We start from the raw sequence: 16,384 nt of genomic DNA, 5'->3' as shown, positions 1-16,384 counted from the left end.
GACCGAGGCAAACACAGAAAACGGCGAGGTGCTGGGCACCGATCCCACGCGATCGTTCCGACCTGCGATTTCGTTCCACGTTCGTGACGATTCGAACAATCGTCGGCGAACCGAGAGCCGGATCGCGTTCCCCCGTCTGGGTGCGCGACGCCGCGTGCGCGCCCGCCCCGGCCGGAAGGCCGGTGCGAGCGCGCGCGCAGGAAGGGGCCGGGGGAGCTAGACGAGCAGCTCGGCGATCTGAATAGTGTTGAGCGCCGCACCCTTACGCAGGTTGTCACCCGAGACGAACAGCGCCAGACCGCGGCCCTCGGGTGCACCCGGGTCCTGACGGATCCGGCCGACGAGGGACACGTCGCCGCCGGCGGCCGCGAGCGGGTTCGGCACGTCCACCAGCTCGACGCCGGGAGCGTCCGCGAGCAGTTCCTTGGCGCGCTCCACCGACAGCGGCCGCTCGAACTCGGCGTTGATCGCCAGCGAGTGGCCGGTGACCACCGGGACGCGCACGCACGTGCCCGACACCAGCAGGTCCGGCAGGCCGAGGATCTTGCGGCTCTCGTTGCGGAGCTTCTGGTCCTCGTCGGTCTCGCCACTGCCGTCGTCGACGATCGCACCGGCGAGCGGCACGACGTTGAACGCGATCGGCGCGACGTACTTGTCCGGCGCGGGGAAGTCGACGGCCGCACCGGAGTGGACCAGCTTCTCGGCGTCGGCGGCGACGGCACGGACCTGTCCGACCAACTCCTCGACACCGGCGATGCCGCTGCCCGAGACCGCTTGGTAGCTGCTGACGATCAAGCGCTGCAGGCCCGCCTCGTCGTGCAGGACCTTGAGGACCGGCATCGCGGCCATCGTGGTGCAGTTCGGGTTGGCGATGATGCCCTTGGGCGGGTTCTTCGTCTCCTCCGGGTTCACCTCGCTCACGACGAGCGGGACCTCGGGGTCCTTGCGCCACGCCGACGAGTTGTCGACGACGATCGCGCCGGCGGCCGCGAAGCGCGGGGCCTGCGCACGCGAGAGCGTCGCACCGGCCGAGAACAGCGCGATGTCGATGCCCTTCAGGTCCTCGTCGGACGTCGCGGACGCATCCTCGACGACGATGTCCTCACCCCGGAACGGGAGCGTCTTGCCGGCGGAACGGGCGGACGCGAAGAACCGCACCTTGTCGGCCGGGAAGTTGCGCTCCTCGAGCAGGGCGCGCATGACGATGCCGACCTGGCCGGTGGCACCGACGACAGCGATGGTGGTCATGACTGGTTACCGTCCCGTTCCTGCGTGTACGACGGCCTCTTCCTCGCCGCCGAGTTCGAAAGCTGCGTGGATCGCGCGCACGGCGTCGTCCAGATCGGTGTCCTTGACGAGTACCGAGATGCGGATCTCCGACGTCGAGATGAGGTCGATGTTGACGTCGGCCTCGGCGAGTGCCTCGCAGAACTTGGCGGTGACGCCCGGGTGGCTCTTCATGCCGGCGCCGACGAGCGACACCTTGCCGATGAGGTCGTCGAACAGGATCTGCGTGAAGCCGATCTCCGACTGCAGGGCCGTCAGCTTCTCGACCGCGCGCGGGCCGTCGGCCTTGGGCAGCGTGAAGGTGATGTCGGTCTTGCCGGTCTCGACCTTCGAGATGTTCTGCAGCACCATGTCGATGTTGATCTCGGCCTCGGCGATGGCGCGGAAGACCTTGGCGGCGTGGCCCGGCGTATCGGGCAGGCCGACAACGGTGACCTTGGCCTCGCCGCGGTCGTGCGCGACACCGGTGATCAGGGCTTCTTCCACGGGGATGTCCTCCATCGATCCGGACACGATCGTTCCGGGCTTGGTCGTGTATGACGAGCGGACGTGCACGGGCACGTTGTAGCGGCGGGCGTACTCGACGCAGCGCAGCATGAGCACCTTGGCGCCGCACGCGGCCATCTCGAGCATCTCCTCGAAGGAGACGGTGTCGAGGCGCTGGGCGTCGGGCACGATGCGCGGGTCGGCGGTGAAGACGCCGTCGACGTCGGTGTAGATCTCGCACACGTCGGCCTCGAGCGCCGCGGCGAGCGCGACCGCGGTGGTGTCCGAGCCGCCGCGACCGAGGGTGGTGACGTCCTTGCTGTCCTGGCTCACGCCCTGGAAGCCGGCGACCAGCACGATCGAGCCCTCGTCGAGCGCGGCACGGACACGGCCCGGCGTGACGTCGATGATCTTGGCGTTGCCGTGGCTGCCGGTCGTGATGACACCGGCCTGCGAACCGGTGAAGGACCGGGCCTGCGCGCCGAGCGAGTGGATCGCCATCGCGACGAGCGCATTCGAGATGCGCTCACCCGAGGTGAGCAGCATGTCCATCTCGCGGGCCGGCGGCACCGGGCACACCTGCTGCGCGAGATCGAGCAGCTCGTCGGTGGTGTCGCCCATCGCCGAGACGACCACGACGACGTCGTTGCCCGCCTTCTTGGTCTCGACGATCCGTTCAGCGACGCGTCGGATGCGCTCGGCGCTCGAGACCGAGGATCCCCCGTACTTCTGGACGACGAGAGCCACGCGTGTGTACCTCCGGATAGATGGGTTGATGCAGTCCAGTGGTCGAGCTTACCGAGGGGTGCCCGCGACAGTGCAGGGCGTCCTCACCGAGTGTTCGTGCCACCCGTCGGGTGCGCGGGTGGCAGCATCGTCGCCGTGGACATCACCCGCAGATTGACCACGCGTCCCACCGAGGAACGCGCGTCGGTCTCCCCACTCGAGCTCTTCTTCGACCTGGTGTTCGTGTTCGCGCTCACCAGAGTCACCGACCTCATGGCCGACGATCCCACAGGGATCAACCTTCTGCACGGCATCCTCGTGATGGCCGTGCTGTGGTGGAGCTGGGTCGGCTACTCGTGGCTGGCGAACCTGGTGCGCGCCGACGAGGGCGTCGTGCGGGTGGCGATGCTCGCGGCGATGTCCGCGGTCTTCATCGTCGCGCTCACGATTCCGGAGGCGTTCGACGACCTGCCCGGCGGGCTCGACGGTCCCATGATCTTCGCGCTCGGCTACTTCGCGGTCCGAGTGCTCCACATCCTGATGTTCCTGGTGATCAGCAAGGACGATCCGCAACTGCGCGGCCAGGTCAGACGGTTCGTACCGTCGATGCTCACCGGCACGACGTTCCTGCTGATCGCCTCGCAGCTGACCGGGCCGTGGCAGACGGTCATGTGGTTCCTCGCCCTGGCCGGCGACTACCTGGGCACGCTCGTCGGCGGACTCGACTGGCGGCTCCGCTCGGTGAGCCACTTCGCGGAACGGCACGGCCTGTTCGTCATCATCGCGCTCGGCGAGTCGATCGTGTCCATCGGCATCGGCGTCGCGAGCCTGCCGATCACGTGGGCCATCGTCGTGGCGTCACTGCTGGGGCTGGCGGTGTCGTCGCTGCTGTGGTGGGCGTACTTCGACGTCACGTCGCTGATGGTCGAGCACGCGTTCGAGGAGGCACAGGGCCGACGGCGCATCCGGATCGCGCAGCGCTGCTACAGCTACGCGCACCTGCCGATGGTGATCGGCATCGTGATGCTCTCCCTCGGACTCAAGAAGATCCTGTTCTACGTCGGCGACGGCAACCACCACCGGCTCACCGATCCGCTGCAGGGCTGGCCGCTCGCGGCCCTGTTCGGCGGGACCGCGCTGTACCTGGCGGCGCTCGTGCTCTTCAAGCTGTCCGGGGTGGGTGCGTTCAGCGTCCCGCGCACCGTCACCGTCGTCGTGCTCGTGGTGCTGATTCCGGTCGTGTGGCACCTACCGGCCCTCGTCACACTCGGGATTCTCACCGCGGTGCTGCTGGTGCTCATCTCCTACGAGACGCGCGCGTTCGCGGAGCACCGCCGCACCATCCGGGCCTGATCTCAGATCAGCGCGACCACGTTCCGGACCACGAACAGCGCACCGAATCCGAAGAAGACGGTGAGCGTGAGCGGGCGCTCGTGCGTGATCATCCATTCCTTGACGGCGGAGAGCGCGCTCTTCGCCCGGTCCCCGAACGCCAGGTAGACCCCGATCGGCACCAGGAAGTCGTGCGCCGCGGCCAGAGCAACACTGCGAGAAACCGCCCGCCGGGGCAACGAGTGGAGGAACGAACCGCTACCGACGCAACACCGACCGCGAGCAGTTCGCGATCACCGTCGATCTGAGGTTCCGTGGACCGTCGCACCCCTCGTGCTACCGCGACGGTTTCCAGGAACGCCATCACCGAGATCGCCAGCGCCCCCGACAGGAGATCCGCGACGTCGTGTAGTGACGGTACCCCGGGAAGCGGGATCCCCTGTGGAACTTCGGCAATGAGCGCGACGCCACGATCACGGAGGCCGGTGAACGCGATCAGCGCGATGCCGACCGCAACACGATGAGCAGACCCGGAACTCGCGGTACCAGTCGCCCCATCACGAGCAGCGCAGCGACGGACACGATCGACAGCACCACCGTCGCACCGTTGGCGTCGCCGGCCCGTCTCCCGAGTTGCCGTCATGGGCTCTCGTCCACCGCGCTGTCGGCCAGCGCGTCGGCGACGGTCGCGTAGACGCGCCCGTCCCGACGTCCGGCGAGCACATCATCGGGGTGGAGTTCGCGAAGGAGGGAATGGGACCCGACCGCGAAGGTGTGGGACCGCTGCGGCTGTACATCGACGACAAGCAGGTCGGCGAGCACCAGGTCCGCGCGGTGCTCGGACACTCCTCGCTGTGCGGTGAGGGACTGTGCATCGGGTATGACAGCGCGGACCTGGTGTCGAGTGCCTACCCGGAGCCGCGTTTCGGGTTCCGCGGAGGCGAAACGACAAAGGTGGTATTCGACATCGCCGACGACGCGTACGTCGACGTCGAGAAGCACATGCAGGCCGCGATGGCTCGCGACTGACTCGATATAGCCGACACGAACCGCCTGCGCGGGTTAGACTTTCCCCGCTGCAGGCGGTTCGTCCTTTTGTCCCGGATGACAACTCGTTTATGTGGGAGGCATGTCGGGTGTCGATCGCGCAGGGCGGGAATTTCACTGCGAGCACCGCGATTCCGGTGTTACGCAGTGATCGCGTCGTGTCTCGCACGCGCCTGTCCGAGGCTCTCGACTCCGCGTTCACCGATCCCCACGACACCGTGTCCGTCGTACTGGTCTGCGCACCAGCGGGTTCGGGAAAGACGACGTTCCTCGCGGACTGGGCGCATCGGACGCGCGAAGGATCCGGCGACCCGGTCATCGCGTGGGCCTCGGTCGACGAGGAGCACAACGCACCGCACGCCCTGCGAACGGAACTCGCTCGCGCGCTCGCCGACGCCGGCCACCCTCGACTACGGCAAGGCTGTGCAGTCGCCCTGGATCACGCTCGGGCACAGGACTTCACCTTCGAGGCGGCACTGGACGGGGTGGACGAGCCGGTCTGGCTGGTTGTCGACGACGCGCACCTGCTCCACGAGCGGAACGCGCTGTCCCAACTCGAGATGCTGCTGCGGGCGCCACCGGAACGACTGCGTGTCGTGGTGTGCTGCCGATTCGAACCCCCGCTCGCCTTCCAGAAGCTGAGACTCGACGGCCGGGTGCTCGACGTGACGTTCGACGACCTCGCCTTCACTCCCGAAGAAGCGACGGCCATGCTCGCCGAGCACGACGTGGAGCTCGGCGACCACGATCTCGCGGCCCTGATGGAGCGCACCGAGGGCTGGGCGGCCGGAATCCGGCTCGCCGGTATGTCGCTGGCGGGGCACCCGAACCCGAGCACTCTCATCGAGAACTTCAGCGGGTGCCGCCGAGCGGTGGCCGACTACTTGATCGAGCAGGTCCTGGCCGGCCAGAGCGACGAGATCCGGCAATTCCTCGTCAAGACCTCGGTCCCCGAGACATTCTCCGCGGCTCTGGCCGAGGAGCTCACCGGGTGCATCGACGCCCACGCGATCATCGATCTGCTCGAGCACCGGAACTTCCTGATCAGCCGGATCGAGAGCACGCCCACCCTCTTCCGCTACCACCCGCTGCTCCGCAGCTACCTGCGCGCCGAGATCAGCCTGCTCGGCCGCCGGGCGGTCGCCGAACTCGAGCACGTGACCGCGCGCTGGTACGCCCGATTCGGCGACGCGCTGCTCTCCCTCGAGCACGGGGTGACCGCGGGAGACGCATCCGACGTGGAGACCGTGCTGTCCGAATCAGGCCTCGCCCTGGTCCTGGACGGGCACGGGGAGACGATCGAGCGACTGCTCGCCGGAACCCCTCCTCCGATCCGAGACGCGACGATCACCTGTCTCGTGCGCGCAGCCGCGTACCTGCATGCGGACAACCCGGTGATCGCCGACGGCCTGCTGGGGACGATCGACGGTCGCAGTCGACGCGCCGGAAATCTCTCACGCACAGCACTTCTCGAAGACACTCTGCGACAGCAACTCGCGGTACGCACCGGCGACCTGGAGGCGCTCCGCGCCGATCGGACCGCGAACACCGCCCCGTCGGGCGACCTTCTCCTGGACGCCTTCACCGCCCTCCACAGCGGGCACAGCGATCTTCATCTCGGGCACCTCGACCGCGCCGTGGAGAATCTGGGCCGTGCCCGGGCGCGCGCCCGGGAGCTCGACTCCCCCCACCTGGCGGCACAGGCGTCGGCGGGACTCGGCGTCGTCGCCCTCTCGCGAGGGCTGCTCGACGACGCACACTCCTTTGCCGGCGAGAGCCGCGCGGCTGCAACCGATACCGACTCCTCCGCATCCGCCGACAACCGCGACGCGACCCTGCTCGAGGCGGTGTGTCGGTATCTCCGCAACGACACGGTGCGGGCCGGCGAGCTGGTCGCTGCGGCGACCGATGTCGACCCACAGTTCCACTCGGACAGCGCCGTTGCCGCCGCCCTGTTCGGCATCGACACCGCACCGGACCGCCGGTCCGCGGTGGCGGCGCTGCACGCCGCCACGACGTCGGGACGCCCCGCCCCGCATCCTCCCGGACTGATCGCGGTGTGCCTGCCGTCGATCCAGTTCGCGTACCTGCACATCGGCGAGACGACGTGGGCGCGCGAACTGGTCACCAACGCCTCCGCGGCGCTGGGTCCGGTCGGCGACGTGCACCTGCTCGAGGCCGTCCTGCTCCTGTGCAGCAATCAGCTGGAGCGGGCCCGGGCCACCCTGCAGCCGATACTCGACGGCGAGACTCCCTGCGTGGCAGCGACGAACGTCGTCACGGCCTGGCTCGTGGAGGCCGAGATCGCTCGGCGCCGAGCGCACGACGCACGGGCGCACGACGCGCTCGGCGAGGCGTTGCGCCTCGCCGCACCCGAGCGTGTCCTGCGGCCGTTCCACGACATGGCTCCGGCAAGCCTGGAGCTGCTGTCCACCAGCCGTGGACGCTTCGGGGCCCGCGATCGCTTCGCGGACGAGGTGTGGGCCTCGCTGCCCCGGATCGCGGTAGCGACCGCCGAGAAACTCACCAAGCGCGAACTGCAACTGCTCGCGGAACTGCCCACGTGGCGCACCGCCGAGGAGATCGCAGCGGACCTCTGCGTGTCGGTGAACACCGTCAAGACGCATCTGCGCGGCATCTACCGCAAGCTCGGGGTGACCACCCGGCGGGACGCCGTCACTGCCGCCCACACCCACGGGTTGCTGTGAGGCTCGGATTCACCATCGACGGGTGAGGTGGGCGACGCCCGCGCGCGGCATCCTCGACAGATCACGTGGGCACGCGATCGACTGAGGGGAGACGTCATGGCCGCATCCGACTCGGCATGGCCCGCCACCGTGCGGTACGCGTTCCTCGTCGGCGGCGAACTGTCCGAGCGGGTCCTCGCGGCCTTCCCCGAGCTCGAGGTCTCGAAGACGGCGCACGCCCACACCACGCTGTACGGTCCGGTCCGCAGCCGGACCGAACTGCGCGGCATGCTCGCGCGCTTCGACGCGCTCGGCCTCACGCTCGTCGAGATGCGACGGCTTCCGGACTGAGCGCTTCCGGACCGAGCGCTTCCGAACCCAGCACCGCTCAACCCTCCGCGCGAGCGGTCACCCGGACGATTCTGCGTTCGGCGGCGTCGAAGGCTCGTCGGGTCGATTCACCGATCGTGTCCGTGGCCGGGAACACCTCCAACGCCAGGCCCTGACCGGCCAACCGGTCCTCGTCCCAGTCGTCGGAGACCGCCCTGTCGATCCCGCTCAGGTACAGCCGCCCGCCGGCTGCCTCCAACCGCTGTGTGTAGTCGCGCACCACCGAAAAGAACGTCGCCCCGAACGTGGTCCGCCCGCGCAGTCGCAGGATCACCTCGGGGCTCACCGCACCTGCCGGATCCGGCAGGCGGGCCTGCAGCGTGCGGGCGCCGGCGTAGAACAGGCTGCCGTAGACGTCGAGGACGACGACCTGACCGTCGGCGAGTGTCTTCGGCGCCGGCTGCTCGCGCAACGTCCCGTCGTCACCCGGGACCAGTTCCACCACCGAGAGATCCATCGCCTCCCGATTGAGCTGCAACAGCAGCGAGAGCGCGACACCGATTCCCACTGCTGCTGCCACGGGAAGGAGCAGCGTCGCAACGAAAGTCGTCACGATCGCGATCTGCGACGTCGGCCCGGTCCGGAGGATCACGCCGATCTCCCGGGGGCGGATCGAGCCCACCGCCGCGACGACCAGGACCGCCGCCAGAGTCGGCATGGGCACCTTGCCGACGACACCCGCGAAAACGACGAGGATCACCAGCATCCAGATCCCCGACCACACCGCTCCCCAACGCCCGCGGGCGCCGGAGGACACGTTGAGAGCGGTCTGGCCCACCGAACCACCGACCGGCATCCCACCGAACAGCGCGGCGCCGACGTTGCCGACGCCCTGGGCCGAGAAATCGACGTCCGCGTCCGATCGACCACCGCCCCGGTTCGGCGCGGACTCCGCGACACCCGCGCCCTGGACGAGGACGATCACCGCGACCGCGAGCGCACCGCCCAGCAGTTCGAACGAGAACAGACCGGGATCGGGGAGCAGCGGCATCGGCAGTCCGGTGGGGATGGTGCCGACGTCCGAGACCCGCGCGACGCTGTCCCACCCGAACCCGATCACGACGGCGCTGGGTACGACCAGGGCCAGCAGCGAACCGAACAGTGCCAGCCGCGTGCGGGCCAGGATCACCAGCACCAGCAGTGCCGTCACCCCGGTGACCAGCGCACGCCAGTCGATCCCCGACGGGTTGGAGACCACGTCGAAGAACTTGGTCACCGCGATACCGGTGAGGAAGCCGGTCATCACCGAGTGCGAGACGAAACGCGTGTACCGGCCCAGGCGCAGCAGTGCTGCGGCGACCATGATCAGCCCCGCGATCAGCGTCAGCAGCACGATCGCGCCGGACCGGGCCGCCTCCGGAACGTCGGCGACGGCCGATCCCGCCGCCAGGGCGGCAGCGCTGGTCGTGGTGATCACCATCAGCTTCGTGCTGGTCTGCAGGCCGCCGAACAGCGGTCCCGCGAAGCTCGCGTACAACCCGTGCACGGGGTTGACCCCCGCGAGCACGCCCGACGCCATGCCGTCCGGCACGCTGCTGATCGCCCCGGGGATACCCGCGATCAGGTCGTTCTTGAACGTGCGGCGCTCCGGGAGCCGGGAACGCGCCCAGCGTCCCAGGACACCGACCACTCGAGCCATGGGTGCAGTGTGCGGGGCGGGCCAGGCCTCGTCCTCACTCCCGGGGGATGAGGTTGTTCCTGCGCACGAGGCGGAACTCGGCCCGGATCCGGTGGATGCGGGGGTCGTCGGCCGGGATCACGAACGTCTCGTGCACCCGCGCGGTGACCAGCGTGCGACCGAACAGCCCGGCGTCGATCAGGTAGTCGGCCACCACCTCGTCGCCCTCCACCCGGTATTCCTCGTCACGGATCGCGCGGATCAACCGGAACTGCGGACCGCGCGAAAGGCTGCGGCGCAAGTGGTTTCCCGAGAACCCGGTCTTGAGACCCACCTCGTAGCGCACCGCGCCGGGTGCATAGGGCGCGGAGTCGCCGTCGTGGCTGAGCAGAGCGGCAACGTAGGTCCGGGCCGCGTCGAGCTGTGCTGTCATGCGCACAGTCGACCACGCCGCGCCCACCCCGAGTGTGAATTTGCTCCCCACTTCTCACGTGCCGAGAGGGGGCAGGGGTACAGTGCTTTCTATGCAGCGCGCGCTCCTTCTTGGGTGCCGCGGCGGGGTCTGATCCAGACTGGCCACCCGTCGCGGGTCCTCTCCGTGCGCCGGTCGCCTCAGCTGTCGGGCTCTCTACAGTCCACACACCAACCTGGAGATCGATTCCCATGTCCCCCGCTGACGCCTTCACTTCCGGTTCGCGCACCATCACGCCGCCGTCCAAGCCGGCGCCCGCCGATCAGCCGGCCTGGAACACCCAGAAGAACTCGTCGATGCCGACCTTCCGCTACCGCCCGTACGGCGAAGAAGTCGAGACGGTGTCGCTGCCGGACCGCACCTGGCCCGACAAGGTCATCGACCGTGCCCCGCAGTGGTGCGCCGTGGACCTGCGCGACGGTAACCAGGCGCTGATCGATCCGATGAGCCCGGCTCGCAAGCGCCGCATGTTCGAACTGCTGGTCCGGATGGGTTACAAGGAGATCGAGGTCGGTTTCCCGTCCGCGAGCCAGACGGACTTCGACTTCGTCCGCGAGATCATCGAGGACAACGCGATCCCGGACGACGTCACCATCCAGGTGCTGACGCAGTCCCGCCCCGAGCTGATCAAGCGTACGTTCGAGGCCTGCGACGGCGCGAAGAACGTGATCGTGCACTTCTACAACTCGACGTCCATCCTGCAGCGTCGTGTCGTGTTCCGGGCCGACAAGGACGCGATCAAGAAGATCGCCACCGACGCCGCCGCGCTGGTGCTGGAGGAGGCGAAGAACCACCCCGACACCAAGTGGCGCTGGGAGTACTCGCCCGAGTCGTACACCGGCACCGAGCTGTCGTACGCCAAGGAGGTGTGCGACGCGGTCGTCGAGACCCTGGGCGCCACCCCCGACAATCGGGTGATCATCAACCTGCCGGCCACCGTCGAGATGGCGACGCCCAACGTGTACGCCGACTCGATCGAGTGGATGCACCGCAACCTGGCGCAGCGCGAGAGCATCATCCTGTCGCTGCACCCGCACAACGACCGCGGCACCGGTGTCGCGGCGGCCGAGCTGGGCTACCAGGCGGGCGCCGACCGCATCGAGGGCTGCCTGTTCGGCAACGGTGAGCGCACCGGCAACGTGTGCCTGGTGACCCTGGGTCTGAACATGTTCACCCGCGGCGTCGACCCGCAGATCGACTTCTCGAACATCGACGAGATCCGTCGCACCGTCGAGTACTGCAACCAGCTGCCGGTCCACGAGCGCCACCCGTACGGCGGCGACCTGGTCTACACCGCGTTCTCGGGCAGCCACCAGGACGCGATCAACAAGGGCCTGGACGCGATGAAGGTCGCGGCCGACGAGCAGAACGCCGACGTCGACGACATCGTGTGGGAGGTGCCCTACCTGCCGATCGATCCCAAGGACGTGGGCCGCACCTACGAGGCCGTCATCCGCGTCAACTCGCAGTCCGGCAAGGGCGGCGTCGCGTACATCATGAAGGCCGACCACGGCCTGCAGCTGCCGCGTCGCCTGCAGATCGAGTTCTCCCAGGCCGTGCAGAGGATCACCGACGGCGAGGGCGGCGAGGTCTCGCCCAAGGAGATCTGGGACGTCTTCGCCGACGAGTACCTGTCGCCGGTCAGCCCGCTCGAGCGCATGCGTCAGAAGGTGACGGCGGCCGAGGAGGACGGCGGCACCGACGCGATCACCGCGGTCGTCAAGATCAACGGAGCCGAGCAGGAGATCTCCGGCGCCGGCAACGGCCCGCTGGCCGCGTTCGTCGACGCGCTGGGCACCGTCGGCTTCGACGTCCGCGTCCTGGACTACTCGGAGCACGCGATGTCCGCCGGCGACGATGCCCAGGCGGCCGCGTACGTCGAGTGCGCGGTGACGCTGCCGGACGGCACCAGCAAGGTCGTGTGGGGCGTCGGCATCGCCACCTCCATCACCACCGCGTCGCTGCGCGCCGTGGTCACCGCGGTCAATCGCGCACACTGAGTTCCCACAGCCGAAGGGCCCGCATTCGTACGAATGCGGGCCCTTCGGCTGTGCGCCTGTCGCGTTCGACTCACGTCGCGACCGGGAGCCGGTCGGTTAGGCTGGGTGGACGCGGCCGGAGAAGGCTGCGATGTAGGACGCGGATCGGCAGATCCGTCTGCACGGCGCCGGATCCCGTTCCCTCGGGATCGAGCAGGTATTTCGTCCTGTGGGTCCGAGCGCAACGACACCGGGAACAGCGGAATTTTTCGTTCCCGGAGCAGAAAGAGAGCGCGATGAGCGCATCGAGCACCACCAGTCCTGTCCACCACCGCCGATTCGACGACGCGGTGCACGCACTGTCCGTCGTCACGCACCGTCCGACGAAAATCGTGGTCTTCCAATCGGAATCGGCTGTGCGCGTCGAATTCGCGTTCCGCCGACACGTACTCGCCACCCACGGCTTCGACGACGCGGGTCAGGATTCCTGGCAGGTGCAGTTCCGTGACCACCGGCACGCTCCCGGGCACGTCCTCGCCCGGGCCCACAGGTACTGGTTGATCGACGCCTTCGACGCGGTCATCACCGAACTCGATCGCACGGACCAGTGGGTCGAGAGCTCGGCGCGACTCGCCGGACTGAAAACCGGCGCAGCCTGACTGCGACCACCGACGGACGGGAGCGACGATGACACGCGACCACGACCCCCACGCGACACGGGGACGCCTGCGCAGTTCGCTGCTCCGCACCGGTGCGCTGACGGCGGGGACGGCAGTGGTCGGCTCGGCCGCGAGCCGACGGCCCCGCGAGGACAACTGGTTCGCGGGCCTGCGCAAGCCCGCGTTCCAACCCCCGCCCATCGTCTTCCCGGTGGTGTGGACCGCGCTGTACGCCGACGTCGCCGTCACGTCGGCTGCCGCGCTGGCCCGGCTGCAGGAGGAGGACCCCGGGCCCGCCGCGGCCTACCGGCGGGCACTGGTGGTGAATCTCGCCGTCAACGCGAGCTGGAGCTGGGTCTTCTTCCGCGCGCACCGACTGTGGGCCGCGCCGGTGGTCGCGGGACTGCTCACCGCGAGCAGTACCGACCTCGTCCGGCGCACCGCGCGCACCAGTCCGGCCGCCGGCGCCGCCCTCGCGCCCTACGCGGTGTGGTGCGCTTTCGCGACCGTGCTGTCGGGCACGATCTGGCGGATCAACCGCGGCCGCTCGAAGCGCTGACCTGGCTGTTTGTCGGCCGAACGGCCCCGGGGCGCGTCGGGCGCCGGCCCGCCCCCGGCCCCGCGCGAAGTCCCGCTGAGCGGGAAGGCGCCCCAAGCGGCGGGCGTTGCAAAATAGCTTCGGCTCGTGACGATCCGACAGCAGACGACGTTCCCCCGACTTCTCTCCCCCGGCAAGATCGGGCCGATCACGCTGGACAACCGGGTCGTACTCCCGGCGATGGACATGAACCTCTGCGAGGACGGCGAGATCCACCAGGGCGACATCGACCACTTCGCGGTCCGCGCCCAGGGCGGGACGGGAATGATCATCACCGGTTGCTGCGCGGTCGCGTACCCGGCGGGCTGTACCAGCCGCAAGGAACCCGGCCTGTCGGAGGACCGGTTCATTCCCGGCCTCAAGGCGCTCGCCGACGCGGTCCACGAGGCCGGCAGCAAGCTGTGCGTGCAGATGACGCACCACGGCAAGGTCGCCCGGATCGACACCCTCGACGGCCACCCGCAGCTGGTGCCGTCCATCCCGAAGCCCCCCGGCGACATGAGTGCGATGATCGACTGCACCCCCGAGGAACTCGGGAAGATGGCCGCCATCCAGGAGGGCAAGAAGGCCACCTACCACGAGGCCACCCACGAGGACCTGGAGTGGCTGGTCCGGATGTTCGCCGAGGCGGCCGGCCGCGTCAAGGCGGCCGGTGGCGACGCCGTCGAGATCCACGCCGCCCACAACTACGTCCTCGGCGGCTTCCTGAGCCGCTACTCGAACCAGCGCACCGACGAGTACGGCGGATCGCTCGAGAACCGCGCGCGGCTGTCCTGCGAGGTGATCCGCGCGGTCAAGGCCGAGGTCGGCGACAGCCTCGCCGTCATCGTGCGTCTGGCCGGGCAGGAGTACGGCGAGTCCGACGGCCTGACCCCCGACGAGTCCGCTCGTGCCGCCGCCATGTTCGAGGAGGCCGGCGCCGACGCCATTCACGTCACCGGCACCGCGCTGAACGCGTTCGCGAACTTCACCGACGGCCCGCTGCCCAACAAGGTCGGCTTCTACACCGACAACGCCGCGGTCGTGAAGCGGGCCGTGTCGATCCCGGTCATCACCGTCGGCCGCATGCTGCCCGAGGTCGGCGAGCAGATGATCACCGAGGGCCACACCGACTTCGTCGCGATGGGCCGCCAGCTGCTGGCCGACCCCGAACTGGTCAACAAGCTCGAGGCCGGCCGCACCGAGCAGGTCCGCCCCTGCATCAACTGCTACGTGTGCGTGCAGGAGAACTTCTGGGACGACACCCCGCTGTGCGCGGTCAACCCGGCGCTGGGCAACGAGACGCTGCTGCCGTTCCCGAGCGTCACCAAGCGCAAGCACGTCGTCGTGGTCGGCGCCGGACCCGGCGGCATGGAGGCGGCCCGCGTCGCCACCGAGCGTGGACATCGCGTCACCCTGCTGGACAAGACCGACCGGCTCGGCGGCACGCTCTGGTTCTCGACGCTCACCACGCCCGACAACGAGCGCCTGCTGAACTGGCTGAGCAACGAGGTGCGGCGCGCCGGTGTCGACGTCCGACTGAAGACCGACGCCACGGCCGCGACGATCCAGGCCCTCGCGCCCGACACCGTCGTCGTCGCCACCGGTGCGGTGCGCGCGCGGCCGAGCGTGCCGGGCGGCAGCCTGCCCCACGTGCACACCGGTGACAGCCTGCGCGGCCTGATGACCGGCACGGGCGACGTCTCGGACCAGTCGCTGTTCCTGCGGATCGCGGGCAAGGTGGGCGGTCTCGTCGGCATCACCAAGAGCCCCGAGAAGATCCGCACCCTGAGCCGCAAGTTCCTCAAGTTCCTGCCGATGAGCAAGAACGTCGTCGTGATCGGCGGATCGCTGGTCGGGCTCGAGCTCGCGGAGTTCCTCGCCGAGCGCGGCAGTCGCGTGACGCTGATCGAGGAAGGCCAGCAGCTCGGTGTGCCGATGGCGATGCCGCGCCGCTGGACCGCCGTCAAGCACGCGAAGGAGCTCGGCATCGACATCCAGCGCAACGCGACCGTCGAGCGCATCACCAAGAAGACCGTCGAGTTCACCGCGGGCGGCAAGTCGCTGTCCGCACCGGCGAGCATGGTCGTGGTCGCGTCGGGTGTCTCGGCGGCGGCGCCGCTCGCCGACGAGCTGGCCCGCGCCGGTGTCGACGTCCGCGTCGTGGGTGACGCCGGTGAGGTCGACTACATCGAGGGCGCGATCCACTCGGCATGGAAGGTCGCCACCCAGATCTGATCGTCCGTCGACGGCCGGCCCCGGAGATCGTCTCGGGGTCGGCCGTCGGCGTTTTCGAATGCTGCTCAGCGCGTGGTGAATCCACCGTCGATCGCGAGTGCGGCACCGGTGACGAACGACGACTCGTCGCTCAGCAGGAACGCCACGAACGGCGCGATCTCGTCGGGTTGCGCGATGCGATTCACCGGGTGCAGCGACTCGATGTGGGCCAGCGCCTCGGCGGTGCCGGCCATCGACCCGCGCGCCAGGGGCGTGTCGACGCCTCCGGTGGTGATGGCGTTGACCCGCACACCGCGGTCGGCCACCTCGAGCGCCACCGACCGTGTCAGACCCACGACCGCGTGCTTGGCGGCGACGTACGGGGCCGCCTCCGGCAGCGCGACCACTCCCATGTTCGAGGCGTTGTTCACAATCGCGCCGCGGGTGTCGAGGACGGCCGGGATCTGATGCTTGAGGCAGTGGAAGACACTCGTGACGTTCTGTGCCAGTTCGGCGTTCCACTCGTCGGCGTCGACGCTCGAGATCGGACCGGAGGCGTTCACACCGCCCGCGTTGTTGAACGCGCCGTCCAGCCGGCCGAACTCGGCGATCGCGGTGGTGACCAACAGCGCCGCGTCGTCCTCGACCGTGACGTCGGCGGGGACGAAGATCGCCGTGCCACCGCCGCCGCGCAGGCTCTCGGCGGCCGCCTCGCCGACGTCCTTGCGCCGGCTGCCGATGATCACCGCGGCGCCCTCGACGGTGAGGCGACGAGCCACCGCCAGCCCGATGCCGGACGATCCGCCGGTGACGATGAAGACCTTGTTTTCCAGACGTGCAGACATGCGTGACTTCCGTTCCGAGAAGTGAGTGGAGGGACGGGCGATCGCTGTCGTCCACACTGCTC

15 protein-coding genes are annotated in these 16,384 nt (G+C 69.0%); 8 read left to right on the top strand and 7 right to left on the bottom strand.

Annotated features, from left to right (window positions below):
• Window positions 1–216 precede the first annotated feature (216 nt).
• Together ABEU20_RS18295 and ABEU20_RS18290 are read right to left on the bottom strand one after the other, a co-directional pair.
• Window positions 217–1,248, bottom strand: coding sequence for an aspartate-semialdehyde dehydrogenase (locus ABEU20_RS18295; protein WP_420165801.1), 1,032 nt, complete (start codon window positions 1,246–1,248; stop codon window positions 217–219).
• Between the two features lie 6 nt (window positions 1,249–1,254).
• Window positions 1,255–2,520: an aspartate kinase gene (locus ABEU20_RS18290; RefSeq protein WP_420165800.1), complete on the bottom strand. Its 1,266-nt coding sequence runs from the start codon at window positions 2,518–2,520 to the stop codon at window positions 1,255–1,257.
• A 135-nt stretch (window positions 2,521–2,655) separates the two neighbouring features.
• Between ABEU20_RS18290 and ABEU20_RS18285 the strand changes: the two genes are divergently transcribed.
• Window positions 2,656–3,852, top strand: coding sequence for a low temperature requirement protein A (locus ABEU20_RS18285; protein WP_420165954.1), 1,197 nt, complete (start codon window positions 2,656–2,658; stop codon window positions 3,850–3,852).
• A 2-nt stretch (window positions 3,853–3,854) separates the two neighbouring features.
• Here the strand turns inward: ABEU20_RS18285 and ABEU20_RS18280 are convergent, their stop codons facing one another.
• Together ABEU20_RS18280 and ABEU20_RS18275 are read right to left on the bottom strand one after the other, a co-directional pair.
• The gene (locus tag ABEU20_RS18280) at window positions 3,855–4,013 is read right to left on the bottom strand and encodes a sulfite exporter TauE/SafE family protein (protein ID WP_420165799.1); all 159 of its coding nucleotides are present in this window, start codon (window positions 4,011–4,013) and stop codon (window positions 3,855–3,857) included.
• Entirely contained in the window at window positions 3,941–4,474 is a 534-nt protein-coding gene (locus tag ABEU20_RS18275; RefSeq protein ID WP_420165798.1) for a SulP family inorganic anion transporter, read from the bottom strand. The genes ABEU20_RS18280 and ABEU20_RS18275 overlap by 73 nt, the downstream gene beginning before the upstream one ends.
• Between ABEU20_RS18275 and ABEU20_RS18270 the strand changes: the two genes are divergently transcribed.
• From ABEU20_RS18270 to ABEU20_RS18260, 3 genes are all read left to right on the top strand, one after another.
• Window positions 4,465–4,860: a hypothetical protein gene (locus ABEU20_RS18270; protein WP_420165797.1), complete on the top strand. Its 396-nt coding sequence runs from the start codon at window positions 4,465–4,467 to the stop codon at window positions 4,858–4,860. The two genes, ABEU20_RS18275 and ABEU20_RS18270, sit on opposite strands and share 10 nt — an antisense overlap.
• A 176-nt stretch (window positions 4,861–5,036) precedes the next feature.
• Complete coding sequence (locus ABEU20_RS18265) at window positions 5,037–7,586, top strand: LuxR C-terminal-related transcriptional regulator (RefSeq protein WP_420165796.1); 2,550 nt, start codon at window positions 5,037–5,039, stop codon at window positions 7,584–7,586.
• A gap of 96 nt (window positions 7,587–7,682) precedes the next feature.
• Window positions 7,683–7,916, top strand: coding sequence for a hypothetical protein (locus ABEU20_RS18260; protein ID WP_420165795.1), 234 nt, complete (start codon window positions 7,683–7,685; stop codon window positions 7,914–7,916).
• A 37-nt stretch (window positions 7,917–7,953) separates the two neighbouring features.
• Here the strand turns inward: ABEU20_RS18260 and ABEU20_RS18255 are convergent, their stop codons facing one another.
• Together ABEU20_RS18255 and ABEU20_RS18250 are read right to left on the bottom strand one after the other, a co-directional pair.
• The gene (locus tag ABEU20_RS18255; protein ID WP_420165794.1) at window positions 7,954–9,594 is read right to left on the bottom strand and encodes a SulP family inorganic anion transporter; all 1,641 of its coding nucleotides are present in this window, start codon (window positions 9,592–9,594) and stop codon (window positions 7,954–7,956) included.
• Window positions 9,595–9,628: 34 nt separating this feature from the next.
• Window positions 9,629–10,006, bottom strand: coding sequence for a hypothetical protein (locus ABEU20_RS18250; protein WP_420165793.1), 378 nt, complete (start codon window positions 10,004–10,006; stop codon window positions 9,629–9,631).
• 230 nt (window positions 10,007–10,236) lie between these two features.
• Here ABEU20_RS18250 and leuA point away from each other — a divergent pair, with 230 nt between their 5' ends.
• The 4 genes from leuA to ABEU20_RS18230 all read left to right on the top strand — a co-directional run bounded on the left by leuA (window position 10,237) and on the right by ABEU20_RS18230 (window position 15,498).
• Complete coding sequence (leuA, locus tag ABEU20_RS18245) at window positions 10,237–12,045, top strand: 2-isopropylmalate synthase (protein WP_420165792.1); 1,809 nt, start codon at window positions 10,237–10,239, stop codon at window positions 12,043–12,045.
• A gap of 275 nt (window positions 12,046–12,320) precedes the next feature.
• On the top strand, window positions 12,321–12,683 hold the full coding sequence (locus tag ABEU20_RS18240) for a hypothetical protein (protein ID WP_420165791.1): 363 nt from the start codon (window positions 12,321–12,323) through the stop codon (window positions 12,681–12,683).
• Window positions 12,684–12,711: 28 nt separating this feature from the next.
• Window positions 12,712–13,242 carry a TspO/MBR family protein gene (locus tag ABEU20_RS18235; RefSeq protein WP_420165790.1) on the top strand — a complete coding sequence of 177 codons (531 nt, stop codon included), beginning with the start codon at window positions 12,712–12,714 and terminating at the stop codon, window positions 13,240–13,242.
• A 126-nt stretch (window positions 13,243–13,368) separates the two neighbouring features.
• Entirely contained in the window at window positions 13,369–15,498 is a 2,130-nt protein-coding gene (locus ABEU20_RS18230; RefSeq protein WP_420165789.1) for an oxidoreductase, read from the top strand.
• Window positions 15,499–15,563: 65 nt separating this feature from the next.
• Here ABEU20_RS18230 and ABEU20_RS18225 read toward each other — a convergent pair whose 3' ends face one another.
• On the bottom strand, window positions 15,564–16,322 hold the full coding sequence (locus ABEU20_RS18225; protein ID WP_420165788.1) for an SDR family NAD(P)-dependent oxidoreductase: 759 nt from the start codon (window positions 16,320–16,322) through the stop codon (window positions 15,564–15,566).
• Window positions 16,323–16,384 lie beyond the last annotated feature (62 nt).

The sequence above is a fragment of the Rhodococcus parequi genome (assembly GCF_046042785.1).
In the GTDB taxonomy this organism is placed as follows: domain Bacteria; phylum Actinomycetota; class Actinomycetes; order Mycobacteriales; family Mycobacteriaceae; genus Prescottella; species Prescottella parequi.
The sequence above is the reverse complement of the archived record's forward strand: the minus strand, read 5'-3'. Positions and strand labels throughout refer to the sequence as shown.